15 protein-coding genes are annotated in these 17,277 nt (G+C 63.9%); 10 read left to right on the forward strand and 5 right to left on the reverse strand.

All coding sequences use genetic code 11. The features are described from left to right. Positions 1-20: 20 nt before the first annotated feature. Positions 21-731 (reverse strand): GntR family transcriptional regulator, encoded by a 711-nt coding sequence (locus FJ978_RS14550; protein WP_013893755.1) that lies wholly within the window; start codon positions 729-731, stop codon positions 21-23. A 185-nt stretch (positions 732-916) separates the two neighbouring features. Between FJ978_RS14550 and FJ978_RS14555 the strand changes: the two genes are divergently transcribed. The 10 genes from FJ978_RS14555 to FJ978_RS14600 all read left to right on the forward strand — a co-directional run bounded on the left by FJ978_RS14555 (position 917) and on the right by FJ978_RS14600 (position 12,299). Continuing rightward, entirely contained in the window at positions 917-2,398 is a 1,482-nt protein-coding gene (locus tag FJ978_RS14555; RefSeq protein ID WP_013893756.1) for a sugar ABC transporter substrate-binding protein, read from the forward strand. A gap of 76 nt (positions 2,399-2,474) precedes the next feature. Then, the gene (locus tag FJ978_RS14560) at positions 2,475-3,422 is read left to right on the forward strand and encodes a sugar ABC transporter permease (protein WP_140572658.1); all 948 of its coding nucleotides are present in this window, start codon (positions 2,475-2,477) and stop codon (positions 3,420-3,422) included. Further along, entirely contained in the window at positions 3,419-4,309 is an 891-nt protein-coding gene (locus tag FJ978_RS14565; protein WP_140572659.1) for a carbohydrate ABC transporter permease, read from the forward strand. Before FJ978_RS14560 ends, FJ978_RS14565 begins: the two co-directional genes overlap by 4 nt. Positions 4,310-4,319: 10 nt before the next feature. Further along, positions 4,320-5,417, forward strand: a complete 1,098-nt coding sequence (locus FJ978_RS14570) for an ABC transporter ATP-binding protein (RefSeq protein ID WP_140572660.1) — start codon at positions 4,320-4,322, stop codon at positions 5,415-5,417. A 44-nt stretch (positions 5,418-5,461) separates the two neighbouring features. Next, complete coding sequence (locus FJ978_RS14575; RefSeq protein WP_140572661.1) at positions 5,462-6,625, forward strand: mandelate racemase/muconate lactonizing enzyme family protein; 1,164 nt, start codon at positions 5,462-5,464, stop codon at positions 6,623-6,625. Positions 6,626-6,648: 23 nt separating this feature from the next. Further along, a complete protein-coding gene (locus FJ978_RS14580) occupies positions 6,649-7,392 on the forward strand; it encodes a ribonuclease activity regulator RraA (protein WP_013893761.1) in 744 nt (247 codons plus the stop codon). 246 nt (positions 7,393-7,638) lie between these two features. Further along, on the forward strand, positions 7,639-9,015 hold the full coding sequence (locus tag FJ978_RS14585) for a cytochrome c (protein ID WP_140572662.1): 1,377 nt from the start codon (positions 7,639-7,641) through the stop codon (positions 9,013-9,015). Next, a complete protein-coding gene (locus tag FJ978_RS14590; protein ID WP_013893762.1) occupies positions 9,012-9,509 on the forward strand; it encodes a (2Fe-2S)-binding protein in 498 nt (165 codons plus the stop codon). The genes FJ978_RS14585 and FJ978_RS14590 overlap by 4 nt, the downstream gene beginning before the upstream one ends. Next, entirely contained in the window at positions 9,506-11,746 is a 2,241-nt protein-coding gene (locus FJ978_RS14595; protein WP_140572663.1) for a molybdopterin cofactor-binding domain-containing protein, read from the forward strand. Before FJ978_RS14590 ends, FJ978_RS14595 begins: the two co-directional genes overlap by 4 nt. Positions 11,747-11,834: 88 nt before the next feature. Further along, entirely contained in the window at positions 11,835-12,299 is a 465-nt protein-coding gene (locus tag FJ978_RS14600; RefSeq protein ID WP_013893764.1) for a cupin domain-containing protein, read from the forward strand. On the opposite strand, the gene FJ978_RS14605 is transcribed toward FJ978_RS14600, so the two are convergent. The 4 genes from FJ978_RS14605 to FJ978_RS14620 are packed head-to-tail and all read right to left on the reverse strand — an operon-like array spanning position 12,265 to position 17,277. After that, on the reverse strand, positions 12,265-12,801 hold the full coding sequence (locus FJ978_RS14605) for a sarcosine oxidase subunit gamma family protein (RefSeq protein WP_140572664.1): 537 nt from the start codon (positions 12,799-12,801) through the stop codon (positions 12,265-12,267). The genes FJ978_RS14600 and FJ978_RS14605 overlap by 35 nt on opposite strands. Then, the gene (locus FJ978_RS14610) at positions 12,794-15,742 is read right to left on the reverse strand and encodes a sarcosine oxidase subunit alpha family protein (RefSeq protein WP_140572665.1); all 2,949 of its coding nucleotides are present in this window, start codon (positions 15,740-15,742) and stop codon (positions 12,794-12,796) included. The genes FJ978_RS14605 and FJ978_RS14610 overlap by 8 nt, the downstream gene beginning before the upstream one ends. Beyond that, complete coding sequence (locus FJ978_RS14615) at positions 15,739-16,005, reverse strand: sarcosine oxidase subunit delta (protein WP_140572666.1); 267 nt, start codon at positions 16,003-16,005, stop codon at positions 15,739-15,741. Before FJ978_RS14615 ends, FJ978_RS14610 begins: the two co-directional genes overlap by 4 nt. Positions 16,006-16,020: 15 nt before the next feature. Next, on the reverse strand, positions 16,021-17,277 hold the full coding sequence (locus FJ978_RS14620) for a sarcosine oxidase subunit beta family protein (RefSeq protein ID WP_140572667.1): 1,257 nt from the start codon (positions 17,275-17,277) through the stop codon (positions 16,021-16,023).

The following is a 17,277-nucleotide window of genomic DNA, read 5'->3' on the forward strand; positions in this document are numbered from 1 at the left end:
TCTGGACTTGACCTCTCGTCCTAGCCGGCCCGAGCGGCGTTGCGCGCACGCATCTGTTCGAGAACATGCCGGCCGGAACCCTCGACATGGCGGGAGACGAGTTCGGCCGCCTTGTCGGCTTCTCCCGCTTTCACCAGCGCAATGAGTTCGCGGTGCTCGCGCATGATTGCGGCCCGCCGCGCGAGCGTGAAATTGAAACGCCTGCTCACGGCTCGCAGCACTTCGCGATGCTTCCACCAAAGCTCGGCGGCATGGCGGTTGTAATGCCGTTGGTACATCACGGTGTGGAAGGCGGTATCCAACTCGCTGTGCCTGAACGTGTCGGCGAAGTTGTTCTCTTCGATCAAGCCCTGGAGACGTTCGAGTTCGGCGATGTCCTCACCGGTGGCCATATTCACGAACCATCGCGTCAGAGCCGGCTCGATCAAGACACCGATCTCGTAGATATCGCGGACGAAATCCTGATCTATGGGTCGCACACGCGCCCCGCGGTTGGCGACAAAGGTGACAAAGCCCTCCCCACGCAACAGCTGCAACGCCTCGCGCACGGGATTGGTCGAGGTCCCGTGGCGCCGGGCGAGATCGGTCACCACTAGCCGCTCGTTGGCGGCGAGCCGTCCCTCGATGATGTCTTCCCTGATCCGCTCGTAAAGCGAGGCGCCCTCGCTGGAAGCCCCGATGGGATCGATCCCATCGGGTGGCATGGCTTTGAAATCATCTATTTCGGCCAAGGCCGGCTCCTCAGGTCAATACACACTTTGCCCGATATCACACACGGCTTTCACAAACAATGTACGATCCTGTGCGTTGACAGACAATCAACGATCTGAAAACGTACTAAATGGTCGAGAGGGTACACCCGTTCCGAAAAAGGGCGTCCTCGCGATCGCAGGGCGGAGAACCAGGGAGGATACCTATGACGAGGATTACGCTCGGCAGTGCGGTTCTGCGCGGCACTGTCGTCGGTGTTTTGACGGCATCGCTGATGTCTACATCGGCGCTTGGTGCGCCGCCGGTCGACCTGAGCAAGTGGTCGCCGGAGTATGTGCGCTCGATTGCAGGCACACAGGAGTTCGACACCGCCGCCGATTGCGGCAAGGTCACTCCGCTCGACTACAAGGGACGACTGACGTTCTGGTATCAGGGCGTCTTCGAGGGCGACCCCGATCTCCTGCGCCAGTACTACAAGGATTTCTTCGCCACCTTCCGCAAGACCTATCCGAACATCCAGCTTGAGGATCAGGCGCTCACCTATAACGATCTCCTGGACAAGTTCCGCACGGCGCTCCTTGGCAATGCAGCGCCAATGGCGGTCCGCTTGCAGATCCTGGGTGGCACCGAGTTCGCCTCGAAGGGCTATCTGCAGCCGCTCAAGCCCGAGGATGTCGGATATTCGACCGAGGATTTCTGGCCCGGCGCCATGAAAGCCGTGACCTGGGACGGCGTGACCTACGGCATCCCAACCAACAATGAAACCATGGCGTTCATCTGGAATGCCGACATTTTCAAGCGCGCGGGTCTCGATCCGGACAAGGCTCCGGCAACCTGGGACGACGTCGTGAAGTACTCCAAGCAGATCCACGACAAGCTCGGCATCGCCGGTTACGGCCTCGTGGCGCGCAAGAATGCCGGCAATACCCCGTACCGCTTCATGCCTCAGTTGTGGGCCTATGGCGGCGGCGTATTCGACGAAACCTCGCCGAACCCGACCTATAAGCAGATCGAACTCGACAGCCCGCAGAGCAAGGCCGCGCTGCAAGCCTCTTACGACATGTATGTCCGCGACAAGTCGGTTCCGGTTTCGGCGCTCACCAACCAGCAGGCCGACAACCAGCCGCTGTTCCTCGCCGGCCAGCTTGGCATGATGATCTCGCACCCGTCCGATTACAATGTCATGCTCGATCTGCAGGCGAAGGCGACAGGCGCCGACAAGGACAAGGCGCAGACCGTCATCGACAACATGCGCTACGGGCTGATCCCGACCGGCCCCGACGGCAAGCGCGCCGTCGTGTTCGGCGGCTCGAACATCCACATCCTGAAGCCCGAATATGTCGAGGGCGGCAAGGTCGACGAACCGGCCGCGAAGGCCATCATCTGCATGTGGACCAGTCCCGAATGGTCACTGAAAATGGCCTATGCGGGTTCGAACCCGGGCAACCTTAACGGCTTCAAGACCAAATGGATGAAGGAGCGTCTGGACAGCATCAAGTTCCTCGACGTCACGACCTCCATGCTGCCATACGGCATCCCATTCCCGGCGCTGCCGCAATCTCCCGAGATCATGAACATCATCGTCCCGGACATGCTCCAAAATGCCCTCACCGGAGCAATGACCGTCGACCAGGCAGCCGACGACGCGGCCAAGAAGGTGAAAGACCTGATGGGCGGCGGACTCTAGCCGAAGCCTGACCTGCGATCTTACCGGTTGCGCTTAGAGCGCAACCGGTTCTTTCCGAAAACAAGGGCCCGCCAAAGTGACGATCGTGACCGGCAAGACCGGGACTCGCGGGAGATTGCGACCCCTGCTGCGCAAGATTTGGGAGCATCGCGCTGACTACGCGTACGTGCTTCCCGCGATTGCCGTCATGCTGATCGTCATCGCCTATCCGATCTACTACACGATCGAGCTTTCGTTCTTCAACACGCCGCCTGGCCTGCAGCTCCGCGACAAGATCTTCATCGGCGTCGACAACTACACCGCCATCCTCACCAGCTCGGTGTTCTGGAAGGTCACCTCGAACACCCTTATCTGGACACTGGCATCCACCTTCCTCTCCTTTGTCCTGGGATTTGGCTGCGCGCTGGCCCTCCATCGCGACTTCATCGGCCGGGGGGTGCTGCGCGCCATCCTGATCATTCCCTGGGTCATCAGCGCCGTCGCCGCATCCTACATCTGGAAGTGGATCTACCATTCGGACTTTGGGATCATCGGCGCGGTGCTGGTCGGCCTCGGATGGGCCGACCGGCCGCCGAATTTCATCGACAGCGTCAGCACGGTGCTGCCCTCCCTGATCGTCGTCAATATCTGGCGGGAGTTCCCGTTCGCCATGATCATGATGATGGCCGGTCTGCAGACCGTCCCGGACCAGTTGCTGCGCGCTGCAAAGGTCGACGGAGCCAACGCATGGCAGCGCTTCTGGCACGTCACCTTCCCGCACCTTAGAAACGTCTCGACGGTGACGATCCTTCTGCTGGCAGTCGCCAACTTCAATTCCTTCATCATCCCCTGGATCATGACTGGCGGCGGGCCGTCGAACGCGTCGCACATCTGGATCACGCACATTTATGAGCTTGCCTTCGGCCGGCAGCGCTGGGGCGTCGCATCGGCCTACTCGGTGCTTCTGTTCTTCATTCTGATGACGCTCGGCTACTTTTACGTTCGCGCGCTAAGCGGAAACGACCGGAAGGATGAGAGCGCATGAGCACGATTGCCGAGACAGCCGCTCGAGGCCAGACCCGTCGCCGCATACGCGTTGACGGATGGCGGTGGAGCGGGCGCATCTTCCTCGTGTTCATGCTGCTCTACACCGCATTGCCGATGATCTGGATGCTGATCACCTCGATCAAATCCGGCTTTGCCGCGATGCAATTCCCGCCGCAATGGTGGCCGGACGAGCCTACTCTCGCCAGCTACCAGAAGCTGCTCGATCCGCAGAACAGTGTCGGCCAGGACTTCCTCCGCTTCTTCTGGAACAGCCTTTACGTCTCCACTGCCACGACCGTCCTTTCGGTGATCGTGGCGGTTCCCGCGGCCTACGCCTTTTCGCGCTTCACCTTCCCGGGCCGGAACTTCCTGTTCTTCGCCGTCTTGCTTCGCAACATGTTCCCCGCGGTGATCTTTCTGGTGCCGCTCTTCATCCTGATGCGCGCGATCGGGCTGGTGAACACGCATGGCTCGCTCATCCTCACCTACCTCACATTCGGACTGCCGCTGGCGATCTGGCTGCTCAAGGGCTTCTACGACAACATCCCGGTGCAGCTCGAGCAGGCGGCGCGTATTGACGGAGCGACGCGGTTACAGGCCTTCATCCTGATCGTGATGCCACTCTCGGCACCAGGGATCATCGCCACGGCGATCTATTCCTTCATCGGCGCGTGGAACGAGTACATCTACGCCTATACCTTCCTCTCCAAGAACGAGCAGTTGACCCTGCCGGTCGGCATCCAGCGCTTCTTCTCGGAGAACACGACCGACTTTCCGGGTCTGATGGCGGCCAGCTTCATGATGAGTGTGCCCGTCGTGGTGCTGTTCCTCGTCCTGCAACGATACTTCGTACGCGCCCTCACAGAAGGCGCCGTCAAGCACTAGGGAGTTGCCGATGGCCCATGTGGTCCTCAAAGATCTCGTCAAGACCTATGGCAGCTTCAAAGCCGTCAACGATGTTTCGCTGACGGTGAATGACGGCGAGTTCGTTGCACTCGTCGGCCCCTCAGGCTGCGGCAAGACGACCACGCTCAATCTCGTCGCCGGGCTGATCCCGATCACATCCGGCGACATCATCATCGGGGACCGGGTGGTCAACGATCTCGACCCCAAGGACCGGGACATCGCGATGGTGTTCCAGAACTACGCGCTCTACCCGCAGAAATCGGTCTACAAGAACCTGGCGTTCCCGCTGCAGATGCGCAGGCTGCCCAAGGACGAGATCGACAAGAAGGTCAAGGAAGCGGCACGCGTGCTCGACATGACGCAGCTACTCGAGCGCAAGCCGCGCGAACTTTCAGGCGGGCAACAGCAGCGCGTGGCTTTGGGCCGCGCCCTCGTTCGAGATCCGGCGGTGTTCCTGATGGACGAACCGCTCTCCAACCTCGACGCCAAGCTGCGCGTGCAGATGCGGTCGGAGATCAAGCGCTTCCACCAGGATCTCAAGGCGACGATCGTCTATGTGACGCACGACCAGCTCGAGGCCGTGACCATGGCAGACAGGATGGCGGTGATGAACGGCGGATACCTGCAACAATACGATTCACCGGCGCAGGTTTTCGCACATCCAGCCAATATGTTCGTCGCGAGCTTCGTTGGCAGCCCTGCGATGAGCCTTATTCCACTACAGGCATCGACGGCCAATGGCGACACCGTCCTTTCGAGCGCTGAAGGCTGGAGCCTTGAGCTGTCGCAACCCAACGCGCGCAAGGTCCAGGGAGCGACTAGCAGGAAGGTCGTTCTCGGTGCGCGACACTCGACCATCAAGCTGCACAAGAGCGCGGTCCACGGAGCCATCCCGGCCAAGGCCTATACGGTGGAACCAACCGGAGACATCACCTTCGTGCAGGCGTTTCTCTCCGGTGCCATCGTCAACATCAGCGTGTCGCCCAACATCGCCGTCACACCCGACGAGCAGATCTGGCTCGAGTTCGATCAGGAGCGCATTCACCTGTTCGATGGCGAAACGGAGATGGCCCTCGAGGGCAACTGAGAGAGGGCGGGTTCACTGGGTGGGCTGCATTGGGGGTGGGCTGGATGACCGAGAAGTTTAAGATCACCGCGATCAAGCCCTATCCAGTGTGGGTGGGGACCCGCAACCAGATGCTGGTCAAGGTCGAGACCGACCAGGGCATCTTCGGCTGGGGTGAGAGCGGCTTGAGCGGTCGCGAGAAGGCAGTGGCCGGCGCGATCGAGCACTATCGCGAGTTTCTCATCGGCCGCGATCCGATGCAGGTCGGGCGGATCTGGCAGGAGGTTTATCGCAGCCAGTACTTCGAAGGCGGCCGCGTTCTGCAGGCAGCGATTTCCGCGATCGACATCGCCCTTCATGACATCAAGGGCAAGGCGCTGGGGGTGCCGGTCTACGAGTTGCTGGGCGGCAAGCAGCGCGACCGCATCCCCACCTTCGCCTCGACTGGCGACGAGGCGGAGGGCGATGTTGCCATCGAGCGGGCCCACGAACTGTGCGCACAGGGTTGGCAGGCGATCCGCTTCTTCCCCGTAGGGCAGAGCAGCAAGGATATCTTCGAGCCGCGCGAGTCGATCGGCGCTACCGCGCATATGCTGAACAGAGCGCGCGAGGCGCTGGGCGGCGATGTCGTCCTCGGCATCGACTATCACCATCGGCTGTCGGTGGCGGAGGCGGCGAGCTTCTGCAACAAGCTCGGCCGCGGTGTGCTTGATTTCCTCGAGGAGCCGATACGGGCCGAGACGCCGGAGGCCTACGAATCCCTGCGCACCATGACCGACATCCCCTTTGCCATCGGCGAGGAATTTGCCAGCAAATGGGATTTCCTGCCTTACATCGAGCGCGGCATCCACCAGTTCAACCGGATCGATGTCTGCAATGTCGGCGGGCTCACAGAGGCGATGAAAGTAGCTGGCTGGAGCGAGGCGCATTATGTGGACCTGATGCCGCACAATCCGCTTGGTCCGGTGTGCACCGCCGCGACCGTGCATCTTGCTGCCGCCGTGCCTAACTTCGCATGGCTCGAGACCAGGGCGCCCGAAAGAAAGCTGGGTTTCGACAATTCCGATTTCTTCCCCGTGCAACCACGGCTCGACGGCCCGGATTATCCGGTCGGCGATCTGCCGGGGCTCGGCATCGAAGTCAACGAAGCGGCGGTCCAGGCGCAGAGCCTGCGCTTCTGGGAAGCGCCTCACCTCAAGCGCCGCGACGGTTCTGTTACGAACTGGTAATTCCCTGCAAACGGAGTCCGACAATGACGCATATCCCCGATATCACGCGGCCGCCCAAGGATCTGATCGACGCGCTAAGGGAGATCGGCGCCGCGACGGTTGCCGGCACGCTTGGCCACATGGGCTTCCGCAATCCGCACATGGTCGGTCCGGTGGCGCAGAACCACGGGAAGTCGATCGTCGGGCCGGCGCTGACGCTGCAATTCCTGCCGCAGCGGCCGGACCTTTTCAACGAGGGAGAATATGCCGATCCGGAGACGCAATTGCACCGGCACGTGCTTTACCACGCGCAGGAAGGCGACGTGGTGGTGGTCGATGCGCGCGGCGACATGAGCTCGGGCGTCTTCGGCGATATGATGTCGACCTATTTCAAGGGCAGGGGCGGCGCGGGTATCGTCATCGACGGATGCATGCGCGACCGCCCCAATGTCGAGAAGCTCGATCTGCCCCTATGGCTGCGCGGTTGGACGCCCAACTATCATGTGCAGACCAGCATCTATCCTAATGCCGTCAATGTTCCGATTGCCTGCGGCGGCGTCACGGTGCTCCCCGGCGACATCATCATCGCCGACGATGACGGGGCGGTGGTGCTTCCTGTCGCAATGGCCGCAAAAGTGATCGAAGAATCACAGAAGCATCACGACTGGGAGGAGTTCTCACGAATGAAGCTGATGCAGGGTGCTCCGCTGCAGCGCTACTACCCGCTGCATGACGATGCTCGAGGCGAATATGAGGAGTGGCGCAAAACCAATCGCCCGGCGGATTGACCTTGGAATTACCCGACATGGGCGGCAGCTATCGGGCCGCACCACTCCAATCCCGACGAGAACGACGAGGCCCGGTCCGTGCCACTGGATCGACATGTGATCGCAGGCGGGTGATCGCAAGTTGAAGCAATCGGACAATTGACGACACTCATATCGCGCCTAGCTTTTCCTGCGTCGGCTGCAATAGCAACGCGGGCATAGTCGCGTCTCGCTGGCTGGCTGGCCTGCCAAAAAGGAGGCGCAGTCTTGAAACGCTTCTGGATAGGCGTTTTCGTCGTCGTCATTGCTGGCGCCGCCGGACTGTTCGCTTACGCCTGGAAGCCGGCGATCGATCCGGTCGAACCGCCGCAACGATCCGCCTTCGACCAGGCACTGATCGAGAAGGGCGCGGTGCTGGCCTCCGTCGGCAATTGCACATCCTGCCACACCAAGCCGGGCGACAAGTCCTTTGCCGGCGGGCTTGCCGTGCCGACGCCGTTCGGCACGATCTATTCCACCAACATCACGCCCGACCCCGAGACAGGCATCGGCCGCTGGTCACAGGCCGCCTTCACACGCGCCATGCGCGAAGGGGTCGACCGTGCCGGCAACCACCTGTATCCGGCTTTCCCCTACGACCATTTCACGCTGGTCTCGGACGAGGACAACAGCGCGCTCTATGCCTATCTGATGACACGCCGGCCGGTGAACAAGCGCCCGCCCGCCAATGAATTGCCGTTCCCGCTCAATGTGCGCCTGGTGCTGGCCGGCTGGAAGCTGCTGTTCTTCGACAAGGGGTCCTATCAAACTGTCGCCTCGCAAAGTGCGGAGTGGAATCGTGGCGCCTATCTCGTCAACGGGCTTGGGCATTGCGGTGCCTGCCACACGCCGCGCAACATGCTCGGCGCCGAGAAGGCGGGATCGCATCTCGCCGGTGGCGAGGCCGAGGGCTGGACGGCCTTTGCGCTCGATGCCAGCACGACGGCGCCGGTGCCGTGGACACATGACAGCCTGTTTGCTTACCTGCGCCGGGGCTGGCATGCCGAGCATGGCGTCGCCAACGGCCCGATGGGCGAGGTGACCGGCAATCTCGGCAGGCTTCCCGACGCCGACATCAGCGCCATGGCCACCTATATCGCGTCGCAGATGGGCGAACCGTCGCCGCGGCGCGTCACGAAAGCACAGGAGATCCGCAAAAAGCTCTCCACGGATGCCGGCGCGATACCGATCCCGGTGTCGGCAACGGCGGCAACACCCTCCGGACGCGGCGCGGTGATCTACCAGGCGGCCTGCGCGACCTGCCATGACGGCAGCCGCCCGCAGCCGTTCGGCGGCATGGATTTCCATCTGTCGAGCGCGGTCAATGCGCCCGGCCCGCAGAACGTCATCAATACCGTGCTGTTCGGCCTGCCGGCGGCAAGCGGGCGCCAGAGCGCCATCATGCCGGGTTTCGCGGCCACGCTGAGCGACGACCAGGTGACGGACCTGCTCGCCTATCTGCGCGAGGCCTTCGCCGGCCAGCCGGCATGGCCCGATGCCTCTGAGCGACTGGCCGCCACCAGGAACGGCAAATACCAGGTCAGCGTGCGCCCCTCCGACGGCATCGAGCGCGGCCCGGACAATGTAGGAGCACAAGACAGATGAAGCTCAATGTCAACGGCGTCCCGCACGACGTCGAAGCCGACCCCGCGACGCCACTGCTCTACGTGCTGCGCAACGAGCTCAAGCTCAATGGCGCCAAGTTCGGCTGCGGGCTCGGCCAGTGCGGTGCCTGCACCGTGATGGTCGACGGCAAGGCGGTCTTTTCGTGCCTGACGCCGGCGATGCTGGTGGAGGGGCGCCAGGTCAAGACGGTGGAGGGGCTGGGCACGATAGACGAGCCGGGGCCGATGCAGGCCGCCTTCATCGAGGAGCAGGCGGCGCAGTGCGGCTACTGCATCGCGGGCATGATGATGCGGGCACAAGCCCTGCTCGAGGCCAAGCCGGATGCCGGCGATGCCGAGATAAGGCAGGCGCTGGAGCCGAACCTTTGCCGTTGCGGCACTCACATGCGCATCCTGCGCGCCGTCGCCCGCGCCCGCGAAAAGATGAAGCCAGGATCGGCAGCCTCGGCGGCTACTACGGGGAGGGCATCATGAACGCTCCGCATTTTCCCGATCTGACGCGGCGAGGCTTCCTGGCAGGCGCCGGCGCGCTGGTCGTATCCTTTGCCATTCCGGTCCATGCACAGGAGGCCGCGACGCCGGCGCCCGCGCCCGCAAAGCCGTCGACCCTGCCGGGCAGCCTTGCCGACACGCCGTCGCTGGATGCCTGGATCCGCATCGATGCCGACGGTTCGATCACCGTCTTCACCGGCAAGGCCGAGCTTGGCCAGGGCACCAAGACCTCGCTGCGCCAGATCGCGGCAGAGGAGCTGGAGGTTGAGCCGGTGGCGATCAGGCTGATCACCGCCGACACCGCGCTGACGCCCGATGAGGGCTACACCGCCGGCAGCCAGACGATCCAGAACAGCGGCACGGCTATCCGCCATGCTTCGGCGCAGGTGCGCCAGATCCTTGTGGCCAAGGCCAGCGAGAAGCTCGGCGTGCCCGCCGATCAGTTGACGGCGCAAGCCGGCAAGGTGGTCGGGCCGAATGGCGCCGCGCTCGGTTATGGCGAACTTGTCGTGACCGATTTCCTGCATGTCGATGCCGCCGCCGACACCAAGCTGAAGGCGCCGGAGACCTATCATGCGATCGGCAAGCCCTTCGCCCGGGTCGACATTCCGACCAAGGTGACCGGCGGCGAGGCGTTCGTCCAGGACATGCGGCTGCCCGGCATGGTGCATGCCCGTGTCGTGCGGCCGCCGAGCTATTCGGCAAAGCTCACCGGTTTCAAGGAGGCGGCCGTCAAGGCGATGCCGGGCGTGGTCGCGGTGGTGCATGACGGCGATTTCCTGGCGGTGGTCGCCAAGGAAGAGTTCCAGGCGGTGAAGGCCATGCGCGCCATGGCGGCCACGGCGACCTGGCAGGAAGGGGCCGCGCTGCCGGACCAGGATCAGCTTGCGGCTTTCCTCGATAAATCGGTTGCCGAAGTCGGCACCGTAACCTCGGTCGGCGCTGAGGCGGCGCCGGGTGCAAGGACTGTTGAAGCGCAGTTTACCCGTGCCTACCAGATGCACGGTTCGATCGGCCCCTCCAGTGCCGTCGCCATGGTCGACAACGGTCTGACGACGGTGTGGACGCATACGCAAGGCGTCTATCCCGATCGCAAGGCGATTGCGCAGATGCTTGGGGTGCCGCCGGAAAAGGTACGCTGCATCCACACCGAGGGCTCAGGCTGCTACGGCCACAATGGCGCCGACGACGCGGCCGCCGATGCCGCGCTGATCGCACAGGCGCTGCCCCGCACGCCGGTGCGCGTGCAATGGATGCGCGACCAGGAACATCTGTGGGAGCCCTATGGTCCGGCCATGCTGACCAAGGCCAGCGCCACGCTCGACGAGAAGGGCAGCATCGTCAGCTGGCACTATGACCTGTGGAGCAACAACCACGGCACAAGGCCGGGTTCGGCCGGTTCGCTGATTGCCGGGCGGCTGATGGCAAAGCATTTTCCGCCCGATCCCGCCAAGCTGCAGATATCGCCGCTCGGCAATGGCGACCGCAACGCCATCCCGCTCTACGATGTGCCGAACCCGCGCGTGAACTGGCATTTCGTGGCCGACATGCCGGTGCGCGTCTCTGCGTTGCGCGGCCTCGGCGCCTATTGCAACGTCTTCTCCATCGAAAGCTTCATGGACGAACTGGCGCTGGTAGCCAAGGCGGACCGGATCGAGTACCGGCTGCGGCACCTGAAGGATCCGCGCGCCAGGAAGGTGATCGAGGTGGCGGCCGAGAAATTCGGCTGGAGCGACGACCCGATGCCGGAAGGCCGGGGCAGGGGATTTGCCTTCGCCAAGTACAAGAACCATGCCGCCTATCTCGCCATCGCGCTGGAAGCGGACGTGGACCGCGACAGTGGCGCCATCGCCATCTCGCATGTCGTGTGCGCGGTCGACTGCGGCGAGGCGGTGGCCCCGGATTCCATCGTCAACCAGACCGAGGGCGGCATATTGCAATCGTTGAGCTGGACGCTTTACGAGGCCGTCCATTTCAACGACACCCGCATCCTCAGCGCCGACTGGTCGGCCTATCCGATCCTGCGCTTCAGCGCCGTGCCCGACAGCGTCGAGGTGCACGTCGTCGACAATCCGGGCTCGGCCTATCTCGGCGTCGCGGAAGCAGCGCAGGGGCCGACGGCAGGTGCGATCGCCAATGCGTTCCGGCATGCAACGGGAAAGCGCATCCACGACCTTCCCTATACGCGTGAACGGGTGAAGGCTGTGTTGGGGGTTTAGGAGGCCGAACGAAGGCAACCGATGGGCTCGTGCGCTGAGGCAGGACGCTTCAATGTCAAGAAGGACTGGGTCAGGAAGGACTGGATCGATGACGGATCTCGAACCGAAGGCGTTTTCGCTCGCAGGCGTCGTCATGAAGCGGCTGGTTGGCGGCGAACAGACGGAAGGCGTGCTTTGTCTCCTCGAAAACAGAAGTGACGGGCAGACGAAGACGCCGATCCATGTCCATGCAAACGACGACGAGACGGTCTACGTCATCGAGGGGCAATTGACTGCGATTGTGGATGGCGAGGTCCAAACGCTCTCGCCGGGCGAGGGCATGTTTCTAAAACGAGGCATCCCGCACCAGCTCATGAATCCTGGCAGTCAGCCCGTCCGTTACATCCTGATAGGCACGCCCAGTGGATTCGACCGGTTTCTCGCCGAAGGCGGCCGTGAGCTTCGGAAGGGAGAGGCGGCCAGGCCGCCGACTCCCGCCGATATCGAGCGGCTCAAAGCGGCCGCGCCGAGGTTTGGGATCACGCTTCTGCGCGACTGGCCGGCGAGAAATTAGCGGCCTCGGATTGGCTGTCGACAAGCCAGTCATGAAGGCTGCGGGCGAAGCTTCGCGGCACGATGAGTTCACATGCGGTCTCGCCGGTGCGCAGCAAGAGCACCGGCACATGATGGAAGGACGTCTGCACAGCGCGACCCGGAGCGGTCGTCGGCGCGTGCCAGTCGACGGCGATGCAGGTCGAGAGCACGCTCGCGATGTCGACCCCGGCCAGGCTGAAACGCACGCGGCCTTCGCCAAGGGCAACCGAACAGCCGAGATCCGGATCGATCGCAAGGGACGGCTCCGGCGCGCTGTCGTCGAGAGCAAGCCAGAGACGGCGGGGTGCGATGCGGATGATGAGAAGCCCGTTGTGACGCACCGTCTCGCCGACCGAGGCGGGAAGGTCCACGCCGAGTGACGCGGACAGGCTCGTTTCGAATTGCCCGAGCGTCCCGTCCCAGCCCTCGATCTGGATGAGTCGGCAGTCGGCAACGGACAGGCTGAAATCCGGGCTAGCCATGCAGCCGTTCTCCCTGCGGATCGAGGAACACTGGCGAGACGATGCGGGCACGCACCGTTTCAGCCTTCATCGGATAGACGGCCAAGACCTCGCTCCCTTCCGCCGCGACATCGCCGGCAAGCAGGGCCAGCCCGACATAGTGGCCGCGTTCGGGGCTGAAGGTGACGGACGTGACACGCCCGCGACCATGGCCTTGAGCCTTCTCGCCCGGCAGGAACAGGATGGCGCCGCCGCGCAGCCGCTTTCCATCCTCGATGCATTCAAGGCCGACCAGGCGTTGCCGGTCAGGCGCCGTGAAGGCAGGGCGTCGCCGCAGCACATCGCCGACGAAGCCGTTGCGCTTGCCGACCATGCGGCCGAGGCCGAGATCGTCGGGCGTCGTGCGCCCGTCGATTTCAGGTCCGGCGACATGGCCTTTCTCGACGCGCAACGCACCGAGGGCCTCGACGCCGTAAGGCTTCAGGTCGAACGCCCCGCCCGTTTCGAGCAAATGGCTCCAGAGTTGCGCGCCGGCAGTCGCGCCAACATAGATTTCATAGGCGCGCTCGCCGGAGTAGCTGAGGCGCAGGATGCGCAGCGCGCGGCCTTCCCATTCGCTTTCGAGCAACCCCATATGCGGCAGCGCTGCGTTGGAAACGTCGAGCGCCGGAAACGCAGCCGCCAGGATGGCACGGCTGTTCGGTCCAGCGACCGACATCGCTGCCCATTCGTCGCTCACCGAGGTAACGGCGACGCGCAGGTCCTGCCAGGCCGCATCGAGCAGGAATTCGAGCCGCGACAGAACATCGGCGGCCTTGGCCGTCGAGGTGGTCATGAAGAACCGGTTTTCGGCCAGCCGCGTCGTTGTGCCGTCATCGAGGACGATGCCGTCATCGCGCAGCATGACGCCATAGCGGGCGCGTCCGACCGGCAGTTTGGCAAAGCCGTTGGCATAGACGCGGTCGAGGAAAATCGCCGCATCGGGACCCTGGACGTCGATCTTGCCCAGGGTGGAGATGTCCATCAGGCCTGCCGCCTGGCGCACCTGCCGCATTTCGGCGACATAGGCTTCGTTCACATCGGCCCCGGATTGCCGGTAGAACCAGGGCCGCATCCACAGACCGACCTCCAGCATGTCGGCGCCGTTGGCCTGATGCCAATCGTGCATCGGCGTGCGGCGAAACGGCTTGAAATGATGGCCGGTGGCGCGTCCGGCAAGCGCACCGATGGCAACCGGCGTGAAGGGCGGACGAAAGGTCGTGGTGCCGGTCTCGGGAACCGTTGCGGCGCGCAGCGCGGCCATCGCGGACAGTGCGGCGAAATTGCTGGTCTTGCCCTGGTCGGTGCCCATGCCGAGCGTCGTGTAGCGCTTCAGGTGCTCGACCGCTTCATAGCCTTCGCGATGGGCGAGCTCGATGTCCTTCGTGGTGACATCCATCTGGAAATCGACGAAGGCTTTTACGCGGTGGGCCGGAGAGACGTCGCGAGGCACGGCCGTGATGGTCTCGCCCAGATCGAGCCCCCTGGGACCCGGCACCGGCGTCGACTTGCCGCAGAAGGATGCCGATTCGATGCCGGCGCGATGGCCGTCCTCGATGGCATCGGCGGTAGCGTAGATTCCCATCATAGCGCCGGCGCCGAACCGGTCGGCTGGAAAGCTGCCCGGCACGAAGCCGTCGATGTCATCGCGATATCGGGGCTTGATGCCGAGATGCGAGGTGAGATGCACGGTCGGCGACCAGCCGCCGGACATGCAGACCAGATCACAAGCGGTCTCGAACCGGCCATCCGGTCCGCTGAGCGTTGCACGCTTGACGGCATGGCCGCCATGCAAACCGGCAATGCGGCTCCCGGTCCGCACGACGACACCGAGGCGGGCGGCTTCCGCGGCAAGCGCTGCGGGCGTGGCGGGCCGCATGTCCACCACCGTCACCCCGGCACCGGCACCTGCGAAGTCGAAGGCGGTGCGCCAGGCGCCGTCATTGGTGGCGGCGACGATGATCTTCCTGCCCGGCAGAACGGCGAAGCGGTTGAGATAGGCCCGGGCGGCCGAGGCAAGCATGACGCCGGGCCGGTCGTTGTTCGGGAACACCATTGGGCGCTCGATGGCACCGGTGGCGAAAACGATCGAGCGGGCACGCAGCATGGTGACGGTCTGCCGGGCTTCGCCGGCCGGGCTGGCCTGGTCGCGTTGCTCGACCAGGCCAATGACATTGCCGTCATAGAGGCCGAAAGCGCTGGTCCGCTTCATCAAGGTGACGGTCTCGAAGCTCTCCAGTTCGGCCTGGACCTGGCTCAGCCATGCGGCCGCCTTGCCGTCGGTCCGTTCCGCCAGCAGTTGGCCGCCGAGCAGGAAATCCTGCTCGATGAGTGCGACCCGCGCGCCGGCCGCGGCGGCGGCGCGCGCCGCCGACAAGCCGGCCGGACCGCCGCCGATGACCGCGACATCGGCAAAGGCATGGCGAACCTCGTAGCGGTCCGGGTCCGGCTCGGTGCCGGCCCGGCCCAAGCCGGCGGCTCTGCGGATGAAATGCTCGTAGACCATCCAGGCGCGCCGTGTCGGACCCATGAAGGTCTTGTAATAGAAGCCAGCCGAAAGGAATGGCGCGAACAGGCCATTGATGCTTTGCACGTCGAAGGCGAGTGACGGCCAGCGGTTCTGGCTTTCCGCGGCCATGCCGTCGCCAAGCTCCAGCATCGTGGCCGGCAGGTTCGGCTCGCGCCTCCCGCCAGTCCCGAGCGTGACCAGTGCGTTCGGCTCCTCCGGCCCGGCGGAAAAAATGCCGCGCGGCCGATGGTATTTGAAGCTGCGCCCAACCAGCATGACGCCGTTGGCAAGCAGCGCGGAGGCCAGCGTGTCGCCGCGATATCCGGCCAGCTTTCGGCCGTCGAAGCTGAATTCGATGGGGCGGGAGCGGTCGATGCGGCCGCCGGCGGGCAGTCGCTTGTTGTGGGCGTTCATGCTTGTGGTATCCTGGCGAAGGCGACCGAGGAAACGACGTGGTTGTGCGTGTCGCGCTCGACCACCAGCCACTGGCGGCAGCCGGTCACATGCTGCCAGAACTCACGGTGGAGCCCCGCCGGGTTTTTCCGGACATAGACATAGGCGTACCACGCCTCCGGATCTGGATCGTCATGGGCCGGGCGCCTGACGGAGGCGTCGCCGCCATAGCGGAACTCGTCATGGTCGCGCGGACCGCAGCAGGGGCATTCGATGCGCAGCATTTTCCTCATCGCCTCCTATTGCAGCCAGGCGGAAGGGCCAGCGCCGGCCTCATCCAGGGTGCGGCCGGTCCGGAAACGGTCGAGCCCGTAGGCGGCGATCAACGGATGCGGTTTGCCGGTGGCGATTGTGTGGGCAAAGCACCAGCCGGAAGCCGGCGTTGCCTTGAAGCCGCCATAGCACCAGCCGCCATTGAGATAGAGACCGTCGATCGGCGTCGGGCAGATGATCGGGCTGGCATCCGGGGTCATGTCCATGACGCCGCCCCAATGCCGCAGCAGACGAATGCGCGAGATGCACGGCATCAAGGCGATCGCCGCCTCGGCCACCTCGCGCACGACGCCGAGATTGCCGCGCTGGGCATAGGAATTGTAGCCGTCGAGATTGCCGCCGAAGACCAGCCCGCCCTTGTCCGACTGGCTGACATAGAAATGATCGGCACCATAGGCGACGACATGGTCCACCAGCGGCTTCAGCGGTTCGGTGACGAAGGCCTGCAGGACATGGCTTTCGATCGGCAGTTCAAGGCCGGCCTTGGCGCCGAGGATGGATGTGTGGCCGGCGACCGCGAGGCCGATCTTGCCGGCACCGATCCGGCCTTTCGTTGTCTCGACGCCGACGATCCGCTCGCCGTCGCGGACAAAGCCCGTAACCTCGCAGTTCTGGATGATGTCGATGCCATGGCCATCGGCCGCGCGCGCATAGCCCCAGGCGACGGCGTCATGCCGCGCCGTGCCTGCGCGGCCCTGGAAGATGGCGCCATGGATCGGAAAGCGTGCGGTGTCGGAGAAGTCTAGATAGGGCACCAGCCGGCGCACCTCGTCACGGTCGAGGATATCGGCGTCGATGCCGTTCAGCCGCATGACGTTGGCGCGGTGGCTGAAGCCGTCGAGCTGGTCGGCTGAATGGGCAGTGACGAGCTGGCCGCGCTGCGAGAACATGACGTTGAAGTTCAGCGCCCGCGACATGCCCTCCCAGAGCTTCATCGAGAATTCGTAGAACTGGGTGTTGCCGTCGAGCAGGTAGTTGGAGCGGATGACGGTGGTGTTGCGGCCGACATTGCCGCCGCCGATATAGCCTTTTTCGAGCACGGCGACATTGCGGATGCCATGGTTCTCGGCAAGGTAGAAAGCGGTGGCGAGACCGTGTCCGCCACCGCCGATGACGATCACGTCGTAGGACGGTTTGGGCTCCGCCGGCCGCCAGGCGCGCTGCCAGTTCTTCTGGCCCGACAGCGCATTGCGGAAAATTGAGAATGCCGAATAGCGCGCCAT

Source organism: Mesorhizobium sp. B1-1-7, from assembly GCF_006442705.1.
Lineage (GTDB): Bacteria > Pseudomonadota > Alphaproteobacteria > Rhizobiales > Rhizobiaceae > Mesorhizobium > Mesorhizobium opportunistum.